This window comes from Polyangium mundeleinium (assembly GCF_028369105.1).
Classification (GTDB): Bacteria; Myxococcota_A; Polyangia; order Polyangiales; family Polyangiaceae; genus Polyangium; species Polyangium mundeleinium.
The window spans coordinates 9,329,400-9,353,855 of record NZ_JAQNDO010000001.1 but is presented as its reverse complement, the minus strand read 5'-3'; the positions used below and the strand labels follow the sequence as shown (position 1 = coordinate 9,353,855).

Annotated in this window: 15 protein-coding genes; 5 read left to right on the top strand and 10 right to left on the bottom strand. The window is 69.6% G+C overall.

All coding sequences use genetic code 11. The features are described from left to right. Positions 1–109 precede the first annotated feature (109 nt). A complete protein-coding gene (locus POL67_RS37030) occupies positions 110–4,903 on the top strand; it encodes a DUF4215 domain-containing protein (RefSeq protein ID WP_271925357.1) in 4,794 nt (1,597 codons plus the stop codon). An 84-nt stretch (positions 4,904–4,987) separates the two neighbouring features. Here the strand turns inward: POL67_RS37030 and POL67_RS37025 are convergent, their stop codons facing one another. From POL67_RS37025 to POL67_RS37015, 3 genes are all read right to left on the bottom strand, one after another. After that, positions 4,988–7,234 (bottom strand): FG-GAP repeat domain-containing protein, encoded by a 2,247-nt coding sequence (locus POL67_RS37025; RefSeq protein WP_271925355.1) that lies wholly within the window; start codon positions 7,232–7,234, stop codon positions 4,988–4,990. Positions 7,235–7,317: 83 nt separating this feature from the next. Beyond that, on the bottom strand, positions 7,318–7,683 hold the full coding sequence (locus tag POL67_RS37020) for a hypothetical protein (RefSeq protein ID WP_271925354.1): 366 nt from the start codon (positions 7,681–7,683) through the stop codon (positions 7,318–7,320). Positions 7,684–7,952: 269 nt separating this feature from the next. Further along, on the bottom strand, positions 7,953–8,318 hold the full coding sequence (locus tag POL67_RS37015; RefSeq protein WP_271925353.1) for a M78 family metallopeptidase domain-containing protein: 366 nt from the start codon (positions 8,316–8,318) through the stop codon (positions 7,953–7,955). A 116-nt stretch (positions 8,319–8,434) separates the two neighbouring features. Between POL67_RS37015 and POL67_RS53885 the strand changes: the two genes are divergently transcribed. Both POL67_RS53885 and POL67_RS37005 read left to right on the top strand, forming a co-directional pair. Further along, positions 8,435–9,982 (top strand): putative metal-binding motif-containing protein, encoded by a 1,548-nt coding sequence (locus POL67_RS53885; protein WP_271925352.1) that lies wholly within the window; start codon positions 8,435–8,437, stop codon positions 9,980–9,982. Positions 9,983–10,267: 285 nt separating this feature from the next. Next, positions 10,268–12,103 carry an HTH domain-containing protein gene (locus POL67_RS37005; RefSeq protein ID WP_271925351.1) on the top strand — a complete coding sequence of 612 codons (1,836 nt, stop codon included), beginning with the start codon at positions 10,268–10,270 and terminating at the stop codon, positions 12,101–12,103. Positions 12,104–12,376: 273 nt separating this feature from the next. Here POL67_RS37005 and POL67_RS37000 read toward each other — a convergent pair whose 3' ends face one another. From POL67_RS37000 to POL67_RS36985, 4 genes are all read right to left on the bottom strand, one after another. Further along, a complete protein-coding gene (locus POL67_RS37000; RefSeq protein WP_271925350.1) occupies positions 12,377–13,840 on the bottom strand; it encodes a di-heme oxidoreductase family protein in 1,464 nt (487 codons plus the stop codon). 35 nt (positions 13,841–13,875) lie between these two features. Then, complete coding sequence (locus POL67_RS36995; protein ID WP_271925349.1) at positions 13,876–15,345, bottom strand: RCC1 domain-containing protein; 1,470 nt, start codon at positions 15,343–15,345, stop codon at positions 13,876–13,878. Then, positions 15,342–17,033 (bottom strand): RCC1 domain-containing protein, encoded by a 1,692-nt coding sequence (locus POL67_RS36990; protein ID WP_271925348.1) that lies wholly within the window; start codon positions 17,031–17,033, stop codon positions 15,342–15,344. The genes POL67_RS36995 and POL67_RS36990 overlap by 4 nt, the downstream gene beginning before the upstream one ends. Before the next feature lie 129 nt (positions 17,034–17,162). Continuing rightward, the gene (locus POL67_RS36985) at positions 17,163–18,182 is read right to left on the bottom strand and encodes a shewanella-like protein phosphatase (protein WP_271925347.1); all 1,020 of its coding nucleotides are present in this window, start codon (positions 18,180–18,182) and stop codon (positions 17,163–17,165) included. A gap of 131 nt (positions 18,183–18,313) precedes the next feature. Between POL67_RS36985 and POL67_RS36980 the strand changes: the two genes are divergently transcribed. Next, complete coding sequence (locus tag POL67_RS36980) at positions 18,314–19,207, top strand: LolA family protein (RefSeq protein ID WP_271925346.1); 894 nt, start codon at positions 18,314–18,316, stop codon at positions 19,205–19,207. Between the two features lie 9 nt (positions 19,208–19,216). On the opposite strand, the gene POL67_RS36975 is transcribed toward POL67_RS36980, so the two are convergent. Continuing rightward, positions 19,217–19,969, bottom strand: a complete 753-nt coding sequence (locus tag POL67_RS36975) for a glycerophosphodiester phosphodiesterase (protein ID WP_271925345.1) — start codon at positions 19,967–19,969, stop codon at positions 19,217–19,219. Further along, positions 19,966–20,943, bottom strand: a complete 978-nt coding sequence (locus POL67_RS36970; RefSeq protein ID WP_271925344.1) for a hypothetical protein — start codon at positions 20,941–20,943, stop codon at positions 19,966–19,968. The genes POL67_RS36975 and POL67_RS36970 overlap by 4 nt, the downstream gene beginning before the upstream one ends. 73 nt (positions 20,944–21,016) lie before the next feature. Between POL67_RS36970 and POL67_RS36965 the strand changes: the two genes are divergently transcribed. Further along, a complete protein-coding gene (locus POL67_RS36965; protein ID WP_271925342.1) occupies positions 21,017–22,963 on the top strand; it encodes a serine/threonine-protein kinase in 1,947 nt (648 codons plus the stop codon). Here POL67_RS36965 and POL67_RS36960 read toward each other — a convergent pair whose 3' ends face one another. Then, the gene (locus POL67_RS36960; protein ID WP_271925341.1) at positions 22,964–24,376 is read right to left on the bottom strand and encodes a serine/threonine-protein kinase; all 1,413 of its coding nucleotides are present in this window, start codon (positions 24,374–24,376) and stop codon (positions 22,964–22,966) included. Positions 24,377–24,456 lie beyond the last annotated feature (80 nt).

Sequence of the window (24,456 nt, the reverse complement as noted above, 5' to 3'; positions counted from 1 at the left end):
CGAGTGGACGTTGAGTCGGAGAACTGCTTGCGGTAGCGTCGCGTCACCGTCGGGCCGGAGGGGAAAAGATGCCCCGTGCCCGCGTGAACGTCTCTGCGAGGAGCTAGACATGAAGCGCCCGATAGCGCTCGTATTTCCGTTGATCGCCCTTTTATGGGCCGTCGTTCTGCTCGCGTGTCCACGCGCCGCCCAGGCCGCGACGACGATCCCGGGCGGCAACATCAACAACCAGACCTGGACCCCGGCCGGCAGCCCCTACATCGTGCAAGGGGACATCATCGTCCCCTCGGGCTCGAAGCTCACGATCCAGGCCGGCGTCGAGGTGCAGTTCGCCACGACGGACGGCATGATGACGGGCCAGGACACCGGCGAGGTTGAGATGACGATCCGCGGCACGCTGGAGGTGCAGGGGACCGCAGCGAGCCCGGTGAACTTCCGCTCCACGTCGTCGGGCGCGGGTCAGTGGTACGGCGTCGTCGTCGACGCGGCGACGGCCGTTCTCACGACGACGGAGCTCGTCGTGCAGCACGCGCAATACGGGTTTCGCGTGCTCGACGGCGCCCCGGCGCTCTCTGGGTTCACGGCGCACACGAACTCGTACGGCGTGTACTACTCCGGGCAGGGCGGCGGGTCGATCTCGAACGCGGTGATCCGGAACAACTCGAGCTACGGCGTGTACATATCGTCGTCAGGCGCGTCGAGCGTGTCGGTTTCGATCACGAATGCGACGCTCAACCAGAATGGCGGCTATGGCGTGTACGCATACACGTCCTCGCCGTCGCTCACGGTGAACATCACGGATTCGATCGTGACGAACCACACGTACGGAGTCTACCGGGACACGTTCGGCGGGACGACGAACGTGTCGGTGGCGTACTCGAACGTGTGGGGCAATACGACAAACTACTCAGGGGCGAGCGCGGGCACGGGGAGCTTTTCGGCGAATCCGCTGTACGTGTCGACGTCGAACCTGCGGTTGACGTCGAACTCGCCGGCACGCTTCGCGAGCGCAGCGAGCACCGATATCGGGGCGCTGCCGTACACGAGTGATGCGACGAACGGTCTGCTCGGCACGTTGTGGACGAACACGACGCTGAACCTGGCGGGCTCGCCGTACACGTCGACGGGTGATTTGACGGTGGCGCCGGGCGTGACGCTGACGCTCGACCCCGGTGTGACGGTGCGTTTCGCGACGACCGACACGATGGGCTCGGGGATGGACACCGGGGAGACGGAGCTCATCGTGCGCGGCACGCTGAACTCGAAGGGGACGGCGGCGCAGCCCGTGACGCTCGCGGGGTCGACGTCGGGCGCGGGGCAATGGTACGGCGTGGTCTTCCGGCAAACGGCGACGAACCCGGTGCTCACGGGCGTGGCGATCACGGATGCGCAATATGGGATTCGCGTGGTCGAGGGCGCCCCGGCGCTCTCCGGGTTCACGGCGTACACGAACTCGTACGGCGTGTATTACTCCGGGCTCGGCGGCGGGTCGATCTCGAATGCAGTGATCCGGAACAACTCGAGCTATGGCGTGTACATATCGTCGTCGGGCGCGTCGAGCGTGTCGGTTTCGATCACGAATGCGACGCTCAACCAGAATGGCGGCTATGGCGTGTACGCATACACGTCCTCGCCGTCGCTCACGGTGAACATCACGGATTCGATCGTGACGAACCACACGTACGGAGTCTACCGGGACACGTTCGGCGGGACGACGAACGTGTCGGTGGCGTACTCGAACGTGTGGGGTAATACGACAAACTACTCAGGGGCGAGCGCGGGCACGGGGAGCTTTTCGGCGAATCCGCTGTACGTGTCGACGTCGAACCTGCGGTTGACGTCGAATTCGCCGGCACGCTTCGCGAGCGCGACGAGCACCGATATCGGGGCGCTGCCGTACACGGGCGATGCGACGAACGGCCTGCTCGGCACGTTGTGGACGAACACGACGCTGAACCTGGCGGGCTCGCCGTACACGTCGACGGGTGATTTGACGGTGGCGCCGGGTGTGACGCTGACGCTCGATCCCGGTGTGACGGTGCGTTTCGCGACGACCGACGCGATGGGCTCGGGGATGGACACCGGGGAGACGGAGCTCATCGTGCACGGCACGCTGAACTCGAAGGGAACGGCGGCGCAGCCCGTGACGCTCGCGGGGTCGACGTCGGGCGCGGGGCAATGGTACGGCGTGGTCTTCCGGCAAACGGCGACGAACCCCGTGCTCACGGGCATGACGATCAGGGATGCGCAATACGGGGTTCGCGTGGTCGAGGGCGCCCCGGATCTCGCCGGGGTCACGGCGCATACGAATTCGTACGGCGTGTACTACTCCGGGCTCGGCGGCGGTTCGATCACGAACGCCGTGATCCGGAACAATTCGAGCTACGGCGTGTACATGTCGTCGTCGGGCGCGGGGAGCGTGTCGGTTTCGATCACGAACGCGACGCTCAACCAGAATGGCGGCTACGGCGTGTACGCGTACACGTCCTCGCCGTCGCTCGCGGTGACGGTTAAAAATTCGATCGTGACGAACCACACGTACGGAATCTACAGGGACACGTTCGGTGGTTCGACGACGGTGACGGTGACGTACTCGGACGTGTGGGGCAACACGACAAACTATTCGGGGGCGAGCGGGGGCGTGGGCACGACCTCGACGAACCCGCTTTATGTCTCTGCGCCGACGAACCTCAAGCTCCAGGCGACGAGCTTCTGCATCGACGTGGGCACGGCGACGGGCGCGCCGAACAAGGACATCGAGGGTACGACGCGGCCGCTCGACGGGGATGGGCTCAATGGCCCGGCGTTCGACATGGGCGCCTACGAATACGCGCCGGTGTCGGTCTGCGGCGACGGGACGCTCGGCGCGGGCGAGGCGTGCGACGACGGGTTGGCGAACGGGCAATACGGCAAGTGCAAGGCCGACTGCTCGGGCCCCGGGCCCTATTGCGGCGACGGCATGGCGAACGGGCCGGAGCAATGCGACGACGGAAACGCGTCGAACAATGACGGCTGCCTCGCGACGTGCATGGCGGCGGCCTGCGGCGACGGGTTCGTCCGGACGGGCGTCGAGCAATGCGATGACGGGAACACGTCGAACACGGACGGCTGCGTCATGGGTTGCAAGACCGCGGCCTGCGGCGACGGGTACGTGCAGTCCGGCGTCGAGCAATGCGACGACGGGAACATGGTGAACACCGACGTGTGCACGAACGCCTGCAAGCCCGCTGCCTGCGGCGACGGCTACGTGCAGGCCGGCGAGCAATGCGATGATGGGAACACGTCGAACAACGACACCTGCCTGAACGCCTGCGTGAACCCGAGCTGCGGTGACGGGTACGTGCAGACCGGCGTCGAGCAGTGCGACGACGGCAACATGGTGAACACCGACGCCTGCGTCATGGGCTGCAAGAACGCCGGTTGCGGCGACGGGTACGTGCAGGCCGGCGTCGAGGTGTGCGACGACGGCAACCAGAACGACAATGACACATGCCTGAGCACGTGCCAGGCCCCGAAGTGCGGCGACGGCGTCGTGCAAATGGGCGTCGAGCAGTGCGACGACGGCAACATGAACAACGAGGACGGCTGCCTGAACTCGTGCATGACCGCGAAATGCGGCGACGGGGTCGTGCAGGCCGGCGTCGAGCAGTGCGACGACGGCAACATGGTGAACACGGATGCCTGTCTGAACTCCTGCGCGCAGGCCAAGTGCGGCGACGGCGTGCTCCGCGCGGGCTTCGAGCAGTGCGACGACGGCAACCAGAGCAACAATGACGCGTGCTTGAACACGTGCGTCAACGCGAAATGCGGCGACGGTCAAGTCCAGACCGGCATCGAGCAATGCGACGACGGGAATGTGTCGAACACGGACGCGTGCCTGAACACCTGCGTGCAGGCGAGCTGCGGCGATGGCTTCATGCAGGCCGGCGTCGAGGCCTGCGACGACGGCAACGCGAGCAACACGGACGCGTGCCTCAATCAATGCGTGCAGGCGAGCTGCGGCGACGGGTTCGTCCAGGCGGGCGTCGAGCCTTGCGACGACGGAAACGGCAACAACACGGACGCGTGCCTCGTCGGCTGCAAGGCGGCGAGCTGCGGCGATGGGGTCGTGCAGTCGGGCGTCGAGGCCTGCGACGATGGCAACACGGTCGATGACGACGGCTGCCGGAACAACTGCTCGCTGCCGGGCTGCGGCGACGGCGTCGTCGGGGCGGGCGAGGCCTGCGACGACGGGAACATGTCGAACACGGACGCGTGCCTCGGCACGTGCCTCGCGGCGAGCTGCGGGGACGGGTTCGTGCAATCGGGCGTCGAGGAATGCGACGACGGAAACACGAACGACACGGACAACTGCGTCTCGGGTTGCATGAAAGCAATTTGCGGCGACGGATTCGTCGAAGACGGCGTCGAGGCCTGCGACGACGGCAATGACGACGACACGGACGGCTGCAAGAGCGACTGCTCGCTGGCGACATGCGGCGACGGCGTGGTGCAGGCGGACGAGGCGTGCGACGACGGCAATGACGACGACACGGACGCGTGCCTCTCGACGTGCGAGAATGCGAGCTGCGGCGATGGGTTCGTGCAATCGGGCGTCGAGGAATGCGATGACGGCAATCTGGCGGACGGCGACGGCTGCAGCGCATCGTGCGCGGAGGAGGGCCAAGGCGGCGCCGGCGGCGGCGGTGGTGCCGGCGGCGCGGGTGGCGACGGTGGTGCGGGTGGCGCTGGCGGCGCTGGCGGCGCTGGCGGCGCGGGTGGCGCGGGTGGCCGCGACCTGCCCGACGACGGCGGCTGCGGCTGCCGGACGGCGCCCGGCGCGGACGAGGGGCACGCGGGCTCGCTGCTCGTGGTGCTCGGCGCGCTCGGCCTCGTGATCGGGCGGCGGCGCAAGGCCGCGTGAGACGCCGCGGGCCCGCCGTGGGCCCGCGCGGATAAGGAAAAGGGCGGGCCCACGCGGGTCCGCCCTTTTTTCATGCAGGGAGGTTCAGTTCAGGTCGCCGCACTCGACGCCGCCGAGCGTGGTGCCGTTGTTGTCTTCGAGGCATTCGTTCAGGCCGCTCTCTCCGGCCTCGTCCTTGTCGACCTCGACGTAGAACGACATGACGACGTCACTCGCCAGCGTCTTGTATTGCAAGACGACGAGCTCGTACTGGCCGGGCAGGAGCGCCTTCGTGGTGGTCGCTTCGCCGATGAACGTGCCGTCCGGGCCATTGCCCCGGTAAAACCTCACCTTCACGCCGGGCGGGACGCCGTTCGTGCCCTTGTTTTGCACGAACGCCCGAAGATCCACGCCGCCCGGGCAGGGGGCGAGCGACGCTTCGAGGCTGACCTGGAGGTCGGGGGCATTAAAGACGCCGGCGCCCTGGTTCGACTGGCGGTAGTTGTTGAGGCCGAAGGGGCTGATCCAGCTCGCGGACTCGGGCGATGGGACGGTGCCGTTCGCGTTCACGTTCGTGAGGTGGTAGGCGTGCTGGTTCCAGATCTTGCGCGTCCGCACCCAGTTGTCGTCCGCGTCGCCGTACACGTAAATGCCGTGCCGCAGGCCATTGGTGCCGTAGGGGCAGCCGTTCTGTCCATTCAGGTGGAAGAGGTCGTTCGCGGCGAGCACGACCTCCGTGTTGTTGTCGCCGTCGACGTCGGCGACGACCGGGTACTCGTGGATCGTCGCCGACGGGTTCTTCTCCTCGTAGAGCGTGTCCCCGGTGGCGCCGTCATAGACGCGGAAATAGCACTCGTCGTTGTAGACGACCTCGGCCGCGCCGTCGCCCTGGAAATCGAAGACGCTCGAGCCGGTGCGGTTCGACGAGCCGTCCTGCGTCGTCTTTTGCCATTTCACGCTGAGCGTGGCGGTCTCGCCGGCCTCGAACTCGAAGACGGAGTACGCCGTGCCGTTCGCCGCAGCGATCTCGGGCAAGCCGTCGGCGTCGAAATCAGCGATGGTCGGGGGGCCGCCGAGGCCATTGCCGGGCATCGCGACGCTGGCGATGACCGCGCCGGTCGTCGGGCTCTGGACACGCACGGTGTCGTTCGAGACCACGACGAGCTCGGGCTTGCCATCGAGGTCGAGATCCGCGATGGCGGGATAGCCGTCGCTGAGCGCGGCTTGCTCCCAATACGTGGTGCCGTCGGCCCGGAGCGCTTTTTTGCCGCTCACGATCTCCTGCGGCATCACGCCGTCGAGGTCGGCGATGATGCTGACGGCGCCGTAGGTGCCCGTGTTTGCCCCGAAGAACGCGCCGCCGTTGAACCGGAGGACTCCATTCGCATCGAAGACGGCGCCGCCGACGACGATCTCGGGCTTGCCGTCGCCCTCGAGGTCCGCGATCGCCACCGTGGCCGAGTCGAGCGCCACGGTCCAGGCCGTGGTGCCGTCCGCTTGCTTGGACGTCCATTTGACCTTGCCGTCGTGCTCGAACGCGATGAGCCCGCCGCCCGCCTTGCCGGTCACGATCTCGACGAGTCCGTCGCCGTCGATGTCGGCCGCCGCCGGCGTCACGCGCGGCTGCACGCGGTTCGCATCGGCGTACACGTCCACGGCCGCGTCCCATTTCTCGATGCCGTCCTTGCCATTCAAGGCGCGCAGGTAGGCCGTCTGGTTCGCGTTGAAGTTGTTCGACGTCACGATCACCACGTCCGGGGTGCCGTCGTTTTCCAGATCGACGACCACGGGCATGTTGATGACCTGGTGGAACGCCGGGAAAATGGTGCTCTCCGTCCAGGACCATTCCAGCACCGGCTTGAGGGGGCCGGGGGGCGGCTTGTATTCGCAAGTCGCGGCGCCCGGGGGCGGCTGCGGCAAGCAGACGCCGAGCGTCGATTCGCAGAACTCGCCCTCGGCGCAATCGGCCCAGTCGAGGCAATTGCCGCCGGGCTTGGCGCATTGGTCCGCCACGCAGACCTCGCCGGCCCCGCAGCACACCGAAAGATCGGCGCCGCATCGGACGCTCGTGGCGCAGGCCGGCAAGCACGCGTCGATCACGCACTCGGAGCCCTGCGCGCAACAATCGCCCGTGCCGCAGACGATGCCAGACGGGCATCCCGGGACGAACACGCCGCCCGAGCCGCCGTCCCCGCCCATTCCACCGCCGGCCGTCCCCCCCATCCCCCCCGCGCCGGCCATTCCCCCCGCGCCCGCGGTGCCCGCGGTGCCGCCGGCCCCGGTCCCATCGCCGCCGCTGCAAGCGGCCACGCCTCCGAGGGCCAGGATCAACATCCCACCAAGCGCTTTCATCGTTCTCCGCATCTTCCAACCTCCAAGAAGCGGAAGGAGAACGGGGACGGAAGTGCGCGTCAAGTCGTGGGCATGCCCGTTCCCTACGTTCGTTCGCGGTCCGGCGGAGCGCCGGGCGGCGCGGGTGTCGCGCCTGTGTGCGTGCTCGTACGGGCGCGAGGTCGGATCGCGGCGAGCCGGGCGGCCGCGCCTTCGAGGGTGGTGGCGGCGTCGTGGAGCGCGGCGGCGGCGCCCGAGAGCGCGGCGGCGGCGTCGGAGAGGCCGGGCGCGGGAGGCGGCGGCACGCTCGGCGAGGAGCGCTTCGAGCGCAGAGGTTCAGCGCTCGGCGGCACGCTCGGCGAACGGCGGTTCGATCCGGGCGTGGGGCCCTGTGTGGAATCAGGTCGATGGGATTTCCCGGGGGCCTGCGCGGCCCGCGGAGGCGTGACCCTTGGCGGGGATTGCGTCATGGGAAGAAAGCGCGAAGTGCGTCATGGGGCCCGAAAAAGGGTACGGAAGGAGGTGGGCCCTGCGCTCCCTCGACGCGCCCGAAGGCGCGCGCGATTACAGAGCAACGCGTGTGCCATTCTGGAAACGATCCTTTTTCGCGCAATCGTGGCGAGCCGGCGGCGCGGGTGTAGGCGACGCGGCGGTCCAGAGCGTGATCGGGCCGTCCTGCACGCGTCGGCGATAGAGGTGGTTTTGCCTCCGCGCGCGCGGACGAAAACCAAAGCGGGGTTCAGCGTTCGTCGTCGTCGGTGCGGCGGAGCCGCGCGCGCACGGGGGGGAGGGGGACGGTCGCGTTCGGGACGGGCCGCTCGGGGGCCTCGCGCTGGTAGGCGCCGATCGTCGCGCGGACGATGGGGGGGAGGAACACGTGTTCGAGGTCAACGCTGGCGAGCGAGGCGGCGATGGTGGCGATGCGGTCGACGAGCGGTGCGCGTTCGTCCACGAGGATGACGCGTTTGCCGCGGATGACACAGAACCCCCCGCGCCACTTCTTGCCGCCGTCGGAGAGCGAGGGGTCGAAGGACTCGGAGCGTACGGTGATGCCCGCTTTGCGCGCGGCCTGGATGAGCTCCTGGAGGAGCCGCCCGAGCTCCATCCCCCGAGCGTACTCCCGTTCGAGGCGGACCGCGTACGTTTCCTGCGTTTCCTGATATTCTCCGGGAGGGCGACGGCGCGGGCCGTCGTCGGGGGTGTCTTCGGGAGGCTTACGTCGTGCGCTTTTCGTTTCGCTGGGGGCTCGTTCTTGTTGCGCTCGCCACGCCGGCCGTCTGGCTCGGACCGGGCTGCGGCGCGCGCACCGACATCGAGGACGACGACCTCCTCGACGAGGACGAGGACGACGCCGGCCCTGACGCGCCCGGCGACGACGCGCAGCCCGACGTGTCGCCGGACGTCTCGCCCGACGTGTCGCCGGACATCGTCGTCTTCGACGTGGTGGAGGAGATCGTCGAGGACGCGCCGCTCGACGTGGTCGAGGATGTCCCGATCGATGTGATCGAGGACGTGCCGGTGGATGTCCCGCTCGACGTGCCGCTCGACGTGCCCGAGGATGTTCCTGTCGACGTGCCGCTCGACGTGCCGCTCGACGTGCCCGAAGACGTCCCAGAAGACGTGCCGGTGGATGTCCCGGTCGACGTTCCGCAAGACGTTCCGCAAGACGTCCCGCAAGACGTCCCGCAAGACGTGATCCCGGACGGTCCCTGCCCGGATGCCGACGGGGATGGCTACTCGGTTTGCGACGGGGACTGCAACGACGCCGATCCGCTGGTGAACCCGGGCGCGTTCGATTTCCCGAACGGGAAGGACGACGACTGCAACGGCGGGATCGACAACCCGAACACCGCGTGTAGCGCGGGCCTGCAGTACACCTCGCAGGATCCGCTCGACTACGCGAAGTCGATCGAGCTTTGCCAGACGACGACGCTGAATGCGACCGGCGCGAACAAGCGCTGGGGCGTGATCACGGCGGAGCTGCGGCTCGCGGACGGCACGGGCACGCCGTTCCCGCAGTCGCACGCGATCATCACGTCGATGGGCAACGTGCTCGGCCCGCGGGCGAACCAGAACTTCGTCTTCCTCTCGACCGGGCTCGCGGCCACGCCGAGCCAGCCGTACTTCCAGTTCGGCACGCCGCAGGGCGGCACGGACACCGGCACGCAGTCGGCCACGCCCCCCGGCTTCCCGACCAACAAATCAGGATGCCCGGTCCCCTTCGCGTCCACCGCGTTCAACCCGGTCAATCTCAAGATTCAGGTGCGTACGCCCACAAATGCGAACAGTTTTGCGTTTGATCATGCGTACTGGTCGTCGGAGTACCCGGAGTATGCTTGCTCGCCGTTCAACGACTTGTGGGTGGTGCTTTTGAAGACGAACGCGCCGGGAATCGCGAACAACCGCAACGTGGTGTTCGACGGCCAGGGGACGCCCGGCTCCGTGAACCTGAATTTCTTCGATCGTTGCGTGGCGGGTCCTACGGGGTGCTTCGGGACGCCGGGGTTCAATTTCTGCTCGGGGGGCAAATCCGAGCTCGCGGGCACGGGCTACGACGACTTCGACTCGCCCTGCAACAACACACCGAGCTCGATCGGCGGCAGCACGGGATGGCTGACCACGGAGGCGCCGATCGTGCCCGGTGAGATCGCCACGGTGGAGTTCATCGTGTGGGACTCGTCCGACGGGATCTTCGATTCGTCCACGATCCTCGACTTTTTCCGCTGGTTGCCGAGCAAGCTCGCGAACCCGAAGACGTACCGGCCCTAGCGGGCAGGCGACGCGGGTTCGTTGGGATGAAGTCCGTCCAGGACGAACAGTAGCGTCGTGTTTGTGCGAAGGGGGGCGGTTGGTCGGGCTGCCGTGGTTGACTCGTGGATCGTCCCGTGTTATGCGGCTGTTCAGTAGCGTGTCCGGCCGAGTGGGAGCGAATGTGCGCTTCCCGGTCGTGGCGGGCAGAGGCCCAGCGCGTGGCGTCGGAACAAGGGCGGCACGTGCGACGCGCACCAAGAGGAGCGCCCAAGTGATGGGAGCGCCCGAAGGGCTGGACAAAAGATGACGTTTACCGATGCAGCGGCCGAGGTGCTTCGCCTCGTCGGCAGGCCGCTCCACTACAAAGAGATCACCGATATCGCGATAGAGAAGAACTTGCTCAGCCACGTCGGGAAGAGCCCCGAGGTCACGATGGGCGCCCGGCTCGCCGCGATGCTCAAGAAGGACTCGTCCGACACGCCGCTCATCCGGGTGAAGCCCGGCGTGTTTGCGCTGCGGGAGTGGGACGAGAAGACGCTTCGCGCGGGTCTCGATGGCAAGAAGGGCAAGCGCGGCGGCAAGCAAGAGCCTGCCAAGGCCGCCCGGCACGAGGTCGAGGAAGAGGTCAGCGCCCCGGAGGCTGCTGAAGAAGAGGCAGAAGGCGAGACCGAGGCCGCGGAGGCCGAGACGGACGAGGCGCCCGAGGAGATCGTGGCCGCCCCCGCCGCTCCCGCAGAGGTCGCGGCCGTCGAGGAAGAAGCCGACGAGGACGACGAGACGCTCGTGTCCCCGGCTCCCGCGGCCAAACTCGCTCCGCCCATGCCTCGCCCGTCGGCGCCGTCGTTCACGCGCTCCGTCGAGGCGGAAGATATCGACGCCGGCCCCGCCGGCCCCGACGACGTGATGCGCGCGGAAGCGGCTGCTGGCGCCGCCGAGATGTTCGACGAGGAAGAGGACGACGATCAGCCGATCCTCGGTGGTGGGGACGACCGCGCCGGTGGGGGCGCTGGTGATGCTGGAGGGGAAGGCCGTCGGCGTCGTCGCCGCCGTCGCCGCGGTCGCAGCACGAACGGCGAGGCGCAGGCCCTGCCGACGAGCGGAGGCGGGCTGCCTTCGTACACGGCAACGCCCGCGTTCGAGGTTCGTCGCGACGGACGCGATCGCGACGTGGGCCGCGACCGCGACGTGGGCCGCGAGCGCGAGCGCGACGTGGGCCGTGACCGTGACCGCGACGTGGGCCGCGAGCGTGACCGCGAGATCGTGCGCGATGTGGCGCCGACCGAGGCTGTTTACCGGGGCCCGCAGGTCATCGAGTTGACCCCCGGGGAAGGTCATCCGGCGCTCGATGATCTCGCGGGTCGTGAGCTTGCCGATGCGGTGGCCGCGATCCTGTCGACGTTCGATCGCAACGCGGGCGCTGTGTCTTTGCGGCAGATCGCCGAGACGGCGCAGCGACGTGGCCGCCTCTCGGGGGATGCGCAGCTCGTGCAGTCGCAGGTGGCTGCTGCGGTGCGCGCCGACAATGCCCGGCGGATTGCCGCGGGGCAGCGGCCGCGCTTCCGCTTCGCGGGTGGCCGCGTGGCCCTGACGGACTGGCTGCTCGGCGGCGATCTTGCGCGCCTGGAGCAGGAGGCCCTTGCTGCGGTGGAGCGCTATCGCGATGGGGCTCGTCGCGCGTTCGCTCGGAAGCTCGGCGAGCTGCCCGGGCATGCGTTCATCGAGGTTTGTGTCCTCGCGCTCGAGCGCATGGGCGTTGGGCAGCTTCGCGCGGTGCGCCGCGCGGGTGCGCCTGGCGGCGAGTCGCATTTCTCGGGCGTCTTGCGCATGGGCAACGACGAGATCCGGGTGGCGATCGTGATTCGTCGCGACGGCCGTGAGGTGGGTCGCGAGCGGGTGACGGAGCTGCGTGGCTCGCTCCACCACTACGGGCCGGCCACGGTTGGATGGATCTTCACGGCGGGACAAACCTTGTCCGGCGCGCGGGAAGAGGCGTCTGTGCCGGGGACGGCGCCGATCGCGCTGTATGACGGCCTCGCCGTGGCGCGGATGTGCGAGGACAACGACGTGGCGGTCATCCGGGCGCGGCTTCCGATCGCGATTCCGGACGTCGACCTGCTCGACGCGCTCCGCGCCTCCTGACCCTGGGTGGGGGGTGCTGCCCCCCACGCCTTCTCCCGCCGTGCCGCCGCTATTCGTTTGAACCCAAACGAATAGCGGTGCGCCCATCTCCACCTCATCTGACCTCAAACGATCGCGCTGCTGCCTCAGCGGCTACGTGAAACCATGCCCCCTTTGCATCGACCGCATCGCGGTCGATGCACCTGAGGTCCAGGGCTGCCCTGGTCCAGGTCCAGGGGCGGACAGCCCCTGGTCGGGTCCGGGGTGAAACCCCGGCGCGGCGCACCCTGCTGCTCAGAGCGAGCTGACGAACCACAGAAGCGCTGCCCTCTCCACACCAGAAAGCGCACGAAACGACGCGCGCGCGGCTTCGGCTTCGCCGCCGTGCCAGAGGATGGCTTCCTCGATGTTTCGGGCGCGTCCGTCGTGCAGGAGCCGCGTGTGACCGGAGACGAGGCTCGTCATGCCAATGCCCCAGAGTGGCGCGGTCCGGAAGTCGCGCCCTCCGGCTTCGTGGTCGGGGCGTTCGTCGGCGAGGCCTGCGCCCATGTCGTGGAGCAGGAGGTCGGTGTACGGGTAGATGTGTTGCCCTTCGACCTCGGGGAAACCTGCGAGTGGGCCGGTGACGAAGGACGGGACGTGGCACGCGCTGCAGCCGGCTTGCGAGAAGAGCGCCTTGCCTAGCAGCACGTCGGGCTCGGCGGCGTCGGGTCGGTGGGGCACGGCGACGAGGTGCGAGAGCACGACGATCGCGTCGAAGCGAGCTGCGTCGATGTCCAGCGTCGTGCCTGCGGCTGCGGCGCAGGCCGCCTGGATGGGCGGGCAGTTGTCGGTCGGGTGCAGTGGGGAGGTGATTCCGATGTCCCCGAGGAAGGCCCCCGCGGTTTGTCGCGCGAGATCCACCTCGTTTGCTTTCCAGCCGAACCGCCCGGGTGAGAGCTTTCCCTCGACGGAGACGTGGTTTCTGCGGCCGCGGATTCCGTCTCCGTTTTTGTCGTCGGGATCGGCGAGCGCCTCGATGTCTTCGTCGCGGATGGCGGCGAGCAGGCCGAGCCCGATCATCGGCTGCGCCACGCGCGGCGAGAACCGCGTGCCCTCGGCGAGCGGGCCGAATGCGAGATCGTGGGCCGTGTAGGTCGGCTCCAGCAGCTCGTACGAGGTGCCGTCGGCGTATGCGCCGGCTTTGGCTGCGTAGTCGACGGAGAACCAGCCTTCCGGCGGGACCCCGGGGATGGCCTTGTTCTGGATTTGATCGCCGTAGCGAGGGTCGGGGACGAATGCGGCGCCGTCCGCGGAGGGTACCGACAGCCGCACGAGCATCGACGTCATTGGCTGGCCGGGGGGCGGCGGCGCGCCTCGGCCGCCTCGGAAATGGCAGCTCCGGCAGGAGGTGCCGACGTACGTTGGACCCAGGCCGTCGCGGTCGACTTCGCCTCCGACCGTCCAGGCGACGTCGAAGAGCGCGAGCCCGGCCTCGAAGGTCCCGAGGCGCTCCAGGGAGAGGTTGGCCGCGGGCCGCAGGAAGCTTTTTTCGTCGCGCTTATCCATCGTCGTGTCGCCGCCGGGGCGTTCTTCCCCCGGCTCGAAGGTGGCCGGCATGGCGCCGCCTGCACCCGCGCCGCCGCCGAGTCCGCCGCCGCCAGGTCCGCCGCCTGACGCGCCCGCACCGCCGGTGCCCGAAGCCGCGCCACCGGTACCGCCCGCACCGCCGGGGCCCGCGGGGGCTTCGTCGGAGCACGCCACCCCAAGGGGGAGCACGGCGAGGAGTGCGATCCGTCGCGCCGCGCGGAGGCTCACGGCCACGGCACCACGACAGGCACGCTCGATCGTTCCGGGCCTTCGGGCGGCAGCGGGAGGCCGAGCTGCCCGCTCGTGTTCGATCCCCACGCCTGGAGGCCGCCGCTGGCGTCCACGACCACGCCGCCGGTGAGGCCTGCGGAGATCGCGCGCACGTGGCCGACCAGGCTGGGCGTCGGCTTGGTCCGCATGTTCGTGTCGCCCACGCCGAGTTGCGCGAGGCTGTTTTGCCCCCAGACGAGGTGCTCGCCGCTCGCCAGCACGACATGGCTCGTGTTTCCCCGGGCGCCGAGCGCGACCGCGGGGCCGGGGAGCACGAGGGGAACGGGCTGCGGCTTCGAGGCCAGGATGCCGGCCGACCCGTCGCCGAGCTGGCCGCTCGATCCGAGCCCCCAGGCATACAGCCCGCCGGCCGCGGTCAAGGCGAGGACATGGTCCCGCCCGGCGGCCACGTCCACGATGTCCACGAGGTTCGGGATGATGAGCGGATCGGGGTGGGGCGAGATGTCCTCGTCGCCGAGGCCGAGCTGCCCCTCGTCGTTCGAGCCCCACGCGTGCACGAGGCCACTCGTGTCGACCGCGAATGACGCGTCGTCGGAGGCGGCGATCGCGACGATCCCGTCGAGCGAGAGGACCTCGACGACGCCCGGGTGGCTCTCCGTGTCGCCCGCGCCGAGCTGGCCTCGGCTGTTGAGCCCGGCGGCGAAGACCCGACCGTCCGCGCGCAGGAACAAGGCATGGCCTCCGCCGGGCGCGATTGCCGCGATGTCCTCGAGCCCAGGCACGGGCTCGAAGGCGGGCTGTCCCGCGGGCGCCTTGAACACGTGCCCTTCGGCGTCGAGCGCGAAAAGCGTATCTCCGTTTTCGGCGACGGATACGAGCGCGGTGGGCGCGTCCTTTTTGGCGGGCGTCGGATCGCCGCCGCCCCATTGCACGAGGGTCCCGTCCCGGAGGGCGAACATCGTGTCGATGGAGGCGGTCACGAGGCGCCCGCCGTGGAGATTTCCCTCCACGGTCGCCGTTTTTCCCGACGCTGTGGCGATCGTCACGACAAACGGGTTCGCGCCGCGCGCACGTGGCAGCCGGAGCCGCGCCGTTCCTGTGGTCACCGTGGCGTCGATCGATTGCTCGTCGGTGATCGCCTCGCCGAGCGTGAGCCGGAGTGTCGCGCCTCCTTTCGGCACGGAGAACGCGACGTCCACGTCCACATGGCGTCGCTCGAACGCCATTGCGGGCAGGGGGCTCACGAGCGTGAGAACGACCTCCTCGTCCGGAATCGAGCCTCCGCCTTCCCCGGTCGAGCTCCCGCCGCTCCCGCCAGCCCCGCCGGTGCCCGCGGCCGTGCCCCCTGCGCCCGCTGCGCCGGTCGAACCCGCGGCGGTCGTCGTGTCTGCCGGCGGATCGCTGGAGCACGCGACCGCCAGGCACCCGGCGAGCGTGCACAGGGCGAGCGCGCGGAGCTTCATGGCTGCGTCACGAGCCCCGGCGTCGGATAGGCCCAGTTGTTGAGCAGGTTCGGCCGCCCGAGGCTGCCGTTCGTGCTCCATCCCCACGTGTAGACCGCACCGTCCGGCGTCAGCCCGATCGCGTGGGTCGCACCGGGGTCGATGTCGAGCGTCGCGGGCAGCGCGAGCGGCGCGTCCGGCGCGCTCCGATCGACGGTATCGTCCCCGCCGATGCCGAGCTGCCCATTGAAGTTTTGCCCCCAGCCGACCGCGCTCGCGTTCGTCCGGGCCGCGAAGCTGTAGTTTCCATCGGCGAATACCGCCGAAGCATCCTGCAATCCCACGACGGCTGTCGGCGAAAGCACGTCCGCGTCTGCGCCGCTCATGCCATTGCCGACCTGGCCGCTCTGGTTGAGCCCCCAGGCGGCGACCGTCCCGTCGGCGCGCAACGCGAGCACGTGATCCCGCCCTGAAGCGAGGTGCACGACGTCGGTCAATCCCGGCACCTGGGCCGGCGTCGGGTGCGGATCGGTGTCGGCGGTCCCCTGGCCGAGGTTGCCGTATTGGTTCCTCCCCCAGGCCCATACCGTTCCGTCGCGCCGCAGCGCCAGCGAGTGCTTCGACCCGCCAACGATCTGAATGACATCGTCGAGCCCCGTGACCACCACGGGGTAATGGCGGTCCTCGGTCGTGCCGTCGCCGAGCTGCCCGGAGCTATTGTCGCCGAACGCGCGCACCGTCCCGTCGTCGAGCAAGACGAGCGTGTGATCGTAGCCGAACGTCGCCGCGAGGACGCCGGTCAGGTTCGGGTTTTGCGTGGCGACCTCGCGTTTGTCGACGTCGGGCATGCCCGGGGCGCCGAGGCCGAGCCGGCCGTCGGTGTTGGTTCCCCAGACGAACAGGACGCCGTCTTTGCGGAGCGCCAGCGATTGGTTCTGGCGGAGATCGAGCGCGGTGATCTCCTCGAGGCCGGGCACGAGCACGGGCTCGAAGCGCGACGTGACGTCCCCGACGCCGAGGCCGAGCTGGCCGAGGTTGTTGCGGCCCCACACGGCGACTTTCCCCGCCGTGATCGCGCCGGTGTGGGATCCGCCGGCGCCGAGCCTTCGCTCGAACGTCACTTCGAGCGGCACCTCCGTCCGGTTGCCCGCCAGATCCTCGGCGGCCACGAGGAGCGTGTTTTTTCCGCGTGTCGGCCGCTCGTCCACGGCGCCGTCGAACACCGGCACGCCGCTGCTCATGTCGAGCGTCACGGCGGGGGCGCCGTTCCACGTGAATTCGACCTTGGCCAGGCTGCCTGAATCCTCGGCGTACACGGAAACGTGGAGGCGCGCCGTGCGGAGGAGGGCGCCGCTGCTGGGGCCTCCGAGCGTCACGACGGGTGGGGTCGTGTCGGGGAGAGCTCCGCCCCCTTCGCCGCCGCTGCCGCCGACGCCGCCCGCGCCGCCGCTGCCGCCCGCGCCACCGCTGCCGCCAACGCTGCCACCTGCGCCGCCAACGCTGCCACCTGCGCCGCCAACGCTGCCACCTGCGCCGCCAACGCCGCCGCTGCCGCCAACGCCGCCGCTACCGCCGATGCCGCCGCTACCTGCGGGCGCCGATCCACCTGTGCCGCCCTGGCCAGAGCCCGTCTCTTCGTCGCTGCAACCAGCGCCTGCGCAAAGCACCAGCGCCGACGCCAGCGCCCATGCAAGGAAGCCTGTTCTCATCCCGTACCTACCTGGGCTGCCGAGGGTAGTTCGCTGCATCGAAGATGTAAATGAATATCATTTTCAACGCATGAAAAGGGGAATCCCGGCGCGCTCGCGAGGGCCCGCACTGGAGCTCGACGCTGGAGGTTAGGGCTCCGCGCGGAGCGGCCGTACCTCCGCGCCCTTGATCTCCAGCACTTCGGGCTTGCCGCCGTAGTGCTTCGACATCCCCACGTCGATGCGCCACACCTGCTCTCCGCACGCCGACGTGATGCCGCCGCGCTGCGGCGTGTGACCCACGACCATGCGCTTCGCGGAGAGCATCGTCAGCGTCTCCGCGAGCACCCGGCAATCGTCCGGGCCAGGCGCCGCCGAGTAGCGCCGCAGCCAGACCGGGCCGTCCTCCGCGGTGATGAGCCCGGGCAGATCCCGCGCGGAGCCGTCCATCCACGCGCTCACCTCGCGGTTCATCCGGTCGAGGCCGTACCGCACATGCTTGGGCGAGACGCCTCCATGGACGAACACCGTGTCGCCGACGAGGGCCACGATGCCCCGCTTGGCGAGCTTTTTCGCGTACGGACCCCCCGGCAGGAACGCCGCGGCGCGCGCCTTTTCGTTCTCCGGGACGCGCGCGAGGCGCGGATCCGTGGTCGTGACGCCGGGGACGCCCTCGAAATCCTTGAAGGAGCCCTCGGTCACGTAGCGGAGATCGAGCTGGACGTTCATCACCTCGTGGTTGCCGTTCAGCGCGATCACGGCGCCGCCCGCGGCCTTGGCCTCGTCGGCGAGGCGCTCGAAGAGGTCCACGATCTCGCGATCCGCGTCGCCGCGATCGATCTCGTCCCCGGTCTGCACGACCACGAGATCCTTGCCGGCCCAGCGGTCCTTCTCGTCGATCGCGCCCGCGATCCGCAGCGCCGTGCGTGTCGCCGCGAGGTCGCCGTGGACATCCCCGATCGCGACGATCCGGGCCGGGGCCGGGAGGCGCGGCGGCAACTCGAACGCCGCCTGCGCGCTCGCGCTCGGCGCTGCTGCGGAGCCGGGCGTTGCTTGCGGCCCCGCGGCGGCGGGGGGCTTCGCCGGGGACGACTCCGGAATGCGCTTGTCGCAGGCGGCGAGGGCGAGGGCGAAGACGGCCATGGCGAGCGAGGGGATCCGCGCATGCATCGTCCGGGTCTACGCCACCGGCGGGGCGCTCGCAAAGAGCGTTGCGGCCAGAAATGCGCCTCCCCGCCCGACCCCCTCCAGACTCTCGCCTCGTTGACGGGCTCGGACTTTCCTGCAACGGTCGAGCCCGCATGCGCGCCCACGTCGCACGGTGTTCCCTCGTTTCGGCCCTCTTCCTCGCCACGGCGTGCGGCGGCACGCGTCCGCCCCCGTCGGTCTTCCCCACGGGAGACGACGCGCTCGGCCGGATGAAGGCCACGTACGCGTGCGTCAACGGCGTGCAAGGCCAGGCCAAGATCGACCGCTTCGCGCCCGAGGGCCGCGTGCGCGGCGAGGTGCACCTCTTCGCCGTGAACCCGGACCGCGTCCGCTTCGACGTGGTCAGCCCCTTCGGGGCCATGCTCTACACCCTCACGGCCGACGGCGAGCGCTTCCAGATGCTCGACGTGAAAGAGAAACAATTCCTCTTCGGCCCGGCGAGCCCCTGCAACCTCGCGCGCATGACCCGCGTCCCCATCCCCGGGCACGCGCTCGTCTCGCTCCTCCGCGGCGAGGCGCCCGTCCTGCTCCACCAGCCCGGCGCCCCCACCATCAACTGGGACACCGACAAGGGGTTTTACCGCGTCCTCGTGCCGAGCACGCGCGACGCCCAGCAGGAGATCCACCTCGGCATCCGGCCCGAGGACTGGGACAAACCCTGGTCCCAGCAGCGCGTGCGTGTCCTCTCCGTGCTCGTCTCGCAGCGCGGCGCCGACCTTTACCAGGCCGAGCTCTCGAACCACGAGGCCGCCCGCACCGCGCCCCCGCGGGTCGATCCCGACGGCATCGAGGACCCGATCCAGCCCATCGGCGGCGCCTGCGACGCGGAACTGCCGCGCTCGATCCGCATGCGCGTGCCGCACACCGAGGAAGACGTGATCTTCCAGTACAAAGAAGCCCAGTGGAACCCGCCCCTCGTGCCCGGCGCCTTCCAGCAGACCGAGCCCGGCGGCGTCCGCAAGCTCTACGTCACCTGCGAGAAGTAGAGCGCGCCGCTACCCGAGCGCCGCGCGGACGAGCCCCGGCACGTCCGTGATGATGCCGTCGACGCCGAGGGCCGCGAGATCCAGCGCCTCGCGCGTGTCGTTCACCGTCCACACGTTCACCACGAGCCCGCTCGCCGCGAGCCGCCGCACCGTGCTGCCCTGTGTGAGGATCCGATCGACGTGCACTGCCTGCCCGAGGCCCCGCGCGAGCTCGAGCGCGGCCCACGACCAGCGCGTGCGATGCACCAAAAGTGCCCGCGGAATCCGCGGCGCGAGCGCGCCGAACGCCGCGACCATGCGCGGATCGAACGACGACACGATCACCGGCACGCGTGGATCGAAGGCCCCGAGCTTCCGCGCCGTCGCGCGCACCACGGCCGCTCGATCCGGCACGTCGTGTTTCATCTCCACGTTGACGGCGAGCCCGCGCGCCTGCACGAGCGCGAGCACCTCCGTGAGCCGCGGCGCGTGCTCCCCGCTCCCCACGTCGACCCGCCGGATCTCCTCGTACGGCAGATCCGACGCGGCCCGCGTGTCCGCGCCGCCCGTCACGCGCTCGAACGTCGGATCGTGCAGCACGACGAGCTCGCCGTCCCGATCGACGCGCACGTCGAGCTCGACGCCGTCCGCGCCTTCCGCGGCCGCGAGCTCGAACGCTGCGAGCGTGTTCTCCGGCCGCGCTCCGCGCACGCCGCGGTGCCCGTACACGAGCGGCGGCCGCCCTTTTGCGCGCCGGAAGGCCGCTGCGCCGCGCCACCTCACGTGTCGAGCTCCCGCGCGATCGAGAGCGCCACGGCGCGCGCCCGCGTGATCTCCGAGAGCGGGAACGACGCCGCTCCCACGACCGGATGCCCGCCGCCGTCGTAACGCCGGCAGATCGCGGCGATGTCGTGCCGCCGCTCCTTGCCGCACCAGGGGTTGTACCCGACCGACACCTTGCAGTGCTGTTTCTGGCGGGTGAGCGTCACGGAGTACATGGCATCCGGGAAAAGGGCGTACGTGACGAACTTCGCCGCCGCGTCGAGCGGCGCGTCGCTGAGGTCCACGAGCACCACGCGGCCCATCTTCGTCCCGACCTGCTTCACGCGGCGGATGAACGTCTCGCGTGCGGCTCCGAGCGGCCGGAAGAGCTCGGCGATGTCTGCCCCGCGCGCCACCTCGTCGAGCGGCCGTTCGAGCAGCCGCGGCACCATGTCCTTCAGGAAGGGCCCGTCGCCGTGGTGCTCCACGACCGACGCCAGCTTGAGCACGGGCTCCTCGCGATCGACCGCGGCCTCGGCCGAGGGAAAGCGGGCCGCGTCGATCACGTCGGCCCAGGCGACGAGCGGCGCGAGCGCCTCGCTCTGGACGCCGAACTGCGCGCTCGCCACGTCCGCGATGAGCTTGGTGCACGAGCCGTAGGTGGGCTCGTAAAACACGTGGTGCGTCGCGTCCCCCGAGGCGAGCGCCGCGCGTTGCTCCTCGGCCGAGCCGAACGCGGTGATGTGGTGGTCGAAGTACCAGGACAGACGCTGGCTCTTCGTGTAACGAAAATCCAGGATCGCGTTCTCGTCGCCGTCGAGCCACCCTTCCGGGATCGTCGCCATGCCCGGTCCGTAGCCGCACGAGCGGTACCGGAACGAGAGCGCCTGTTCGGGGGAAAGCGAGCGCACGAGGTGCGTGAACACGACGGCGCTCGCCATCCCGTCGAAGCAGTGGCCATGCGTGGCGACGACGATCTCGCGGGGCTTCCTCACGCGGGACAGCGGTAGCACGACCCCCACGACCGAGCACCGCGCGCCCGGGACGTTTTTTACGTAGCATCGGGGCATGGCGCCTTCGGGACGGGGAACGACGGAGGGAGCGCTCGTCGAGGCGATGGAGCACCCGCCGGGGACAGACGCCCCGCCCGCCTCATCGGCCGAAGATCCCGTCGCGTTCGGACCGAAGCTGCTCGACCACACGAGCCTCACGAGCGAGGACCCGACGCTGATCGAGACGCCCTCCATGGCGGGCGTACGCCGCACGACGCCGCCGCCGTCGCGCGTCTCCTTGCCGCCGTCGTCGCGCATCTCCTTGCCGCCGGTCTCCGTGCGAACCGGGCGTATCTCCGCCCCGGGGCGCATCTCCGCGTCGCCCTCGATCCTGCGCCCGACCACGGCTGGCTACACGATGGCCGAGGCGCTGCACACGGAGGAGGCGGCGCGGGCGAGCGCGTTTGGCCGCGTCATCGTGATCCTGTGCGCCTTTGGCGTCGTGTCGTTGCCGCTCGCGCCCGACACCATCATCCGCTTGCCGTTCAGCGTCGCGCTCGTGGCGATGGGGAGCGTCGGCGCCTGGGTGTGGTGGCGCGGCAAGGACGAGGCCCGCTACACGCACCGCGTCCTTCGGATCTTCGTGGGCGCGTGCCTGCTCATGATGCCCATGACCATCTACTACCTGGGCGTCTTCTCGCCGGCGCCGCTGCTCGTCACGCTGGCCTTCAGCGTCTTCGGGATGAGCGACGATCGGCGTTTCATGTACGGCGCGGCGGGGGTGGCCATCTCGCTCTACTTCGTGCTCGCGATCCTCGTGGGGACCGGCCTCTTGCCCGATGTGGGGCTCTTCCGGGCGACCGACGCGGCGCCGAACGCGCGGCTGTTCATGACGCTCTACGTGCCGAGCGTCCTTGCGATCGCGGCGTGGCAAACGCGCACGAGCCGCGTCGCGGCGATCGAGGCGATGAAGCGCTCGGTCGAGGCGAGCCGGCTCGCGGCCCAGCGCGAGGCGCAGCTCGACGAAGCGCACCTCATCCTCGAACGTGCGTTGCGTGCCGGCGCGGGCCTCGACGGTCGCCACACGGGCGCGATCGCGGGCGGGTATTGCCTCGCCGAGCTGATCGGCCGCGGCGCGATGGGCGAGGTCTACGCGGCGGCGCATGTCGACACGGGCGAGCGCGCCGCCGTGAAGCTGCTCTCGGCGGCGGGGCTCGAAAATCCGGCGCTCGTCGAGCGCTTCCTGCGCGAGGGTGAGATCTCGCAGCGGCTCGCATCGCCTCACGTGGTCAGCGTCTTCGCGGTCGGCGCGACGAACGACGGCGCGCCGTTCATCGCGATGGAGCTGCTCGAAGGCAAGGACCTCGCGCACCACCTGCGCCAGGAAAAACAGCTCGACCTCGCCCGCGTCACGGAGCTCCTCGAACAGGTCGCCCGTGGCCTCTCGGCGGCGCACGCCGCGTCGATCGTGCACCGCGACCTGAAGCCGCAGAACCTTTTCCTGTCGCAGGCGGATGGGGGCGCGTCGACCTGGAAAATCCTCGATTTCGGCGTCTCGAAGCTCCAGGGCTCGAAGGGGACGCTCACGCAGGCCGCGGTCGTCGGCACCCCGGGGTACATGTCGCCCGAGCAGGCGCAGGGCATCGAAGCGGACGTGCGCAGCGATCTGTTTTCCCTCGGCGCCGTCGCGTACCGCGCGCTCACCGGCAGGCCGCCGTTTTCGGGCACGGACACGCCGCAGATCCTGTTCGAGATCGTCTACAAGACGCCGGCGCGCGCCTCGGACATCGTCCCGAACCTCCCGCGCGACGTGGACCTCGTCCTGGCCCTCGCGCTCGCGAAAAAGCCCGCCGATCGGTTCTCGAGCGCCGAGGCGTTTGCCTCGGCGTTCACGCTGGCGAGCCGGGGAAAACTCCCGAGCGCGCTCCGGGAGAAGGGGCGCGCGCTCGTGGCGAAGTATCCCTGGGGAAAGGCGATCACGGAGCGGGAGAGCCGGGACACGCGGACAAGCCGCGCCCCCTGATCACGCCGTCCCACGCCCCTCGGGCGTCATCACCCAGAGCACCGCACCCGGCCGGATCCCTGCGGCTTCCAGGGACAAACGCGCTCCGCCTTCGCAGACGTCGTCCTCGACGAACCGCTTCGTCCGCGGCTCGAACAGGATCCACTCTTTTCCGTACGTCATCGGGGGCACCTTCACGCCGGCGCGACGCATGGCTTTCCAGATTCGCGCGATCAAGCTCGAAAGATTGGGGTGGACGTCGAGGGAGAGCGTCCAGAGCTCGCTCTGCTCCCCCAAGAATCGACGCGGATCCACCGTCACGTGCCGGCTCCCCACGCGCGTCGGCAGCTTTGGCACCGCCGACCGCGCGGCCGACCGCGGGCCCTCCGAGGGCACCAGATCCGCGACGGATCCCGCGAATTCCGTCGGCTCGTCGCCACGAAGGGGCCGCTCCGAGGGGGGCGGCACGACAAACCGCGGCGTCGACATCGATGAAGGCGTGCTCGGCGGCGTGCTCGAAGCGGCCCCCCCGCGCCTCTCGCCGGTCGCAAGCAGATCCTCCCGGAGCGTCTCGTCGGGCGAAACGAATCGCGCGAGCTCCGAGAGCATCGCCTCGGCACTTTGCGGCCGTGATTCCGCGGGAATGGCGAGCGCGCGCGCGACGAGCTCGGCCACATCGGCGGGCACCCACGGCGCGACCTCCACGAGCGGCCTCGCGGGCGTCACGCAAATGGCCACGAGGAGCTGCCCGATCGACGAAAGGTGTTGATGGGGCGCCCGCCCGGCGAGCGCCGCGTAAAGCACGCACCCGAGCGACCACAGATCCGTCCGATGATCGACGTCGCGGCTGTTTTGCACCTGCTCCGGCGACATGTAGAGCGGCGAGCCGAGCAGATTCCCGGTGGCCGTCAGGTCCGTCGTCTGCCCGAGGCCGAGGGGCTCGGCACGGACCTTTGCAATGCCGAAATCGAGGATTTTTACCGTCAGCGTGCCATTGGGCCCGCGGGCCAGGAACAGGTTTGCCGGCTTGATATCGCGGTGCACGACACGCGCCGCGTGGGCGGCGGCGAGCCCGCGGAGGATCTGGCTCGTGATTCCGAGAGCGCCGCGCAGCGAAAGCGTGCCGATCCGGTCGATGAGCCGCTGCAGGTCCTCGCCTTCGAGCAGCTCCGTTACGAGATAGAGCGTTCCACTCGGCTCGTCCGTCCCGGTATCCAGGATGCGGACGATGTGCGGGCTCTGCATCCGCGAAACCGCCTGCGCCTCCCGACGAAAGCGCCGCAGCCCTTCGCCCTCGGCGAGGTGGTGATGGAGCACCTTCACGGCGACCCGCGCGCCCGTCTCGGTGTGCGCGGCCTCGTAAACGGCGCCCATTCCCCCGCGCCCGAGCAGGGACATGAGCTTGTACTTCTGGCCCAGGGTCTCGCCGATCAAGCGGGGCCACGGTAGACGACGGTCCGACCGTTGGCAATGAGCAAATGTTCAGTACGTCCGGCGGCCTCGCTTGCTCGGGG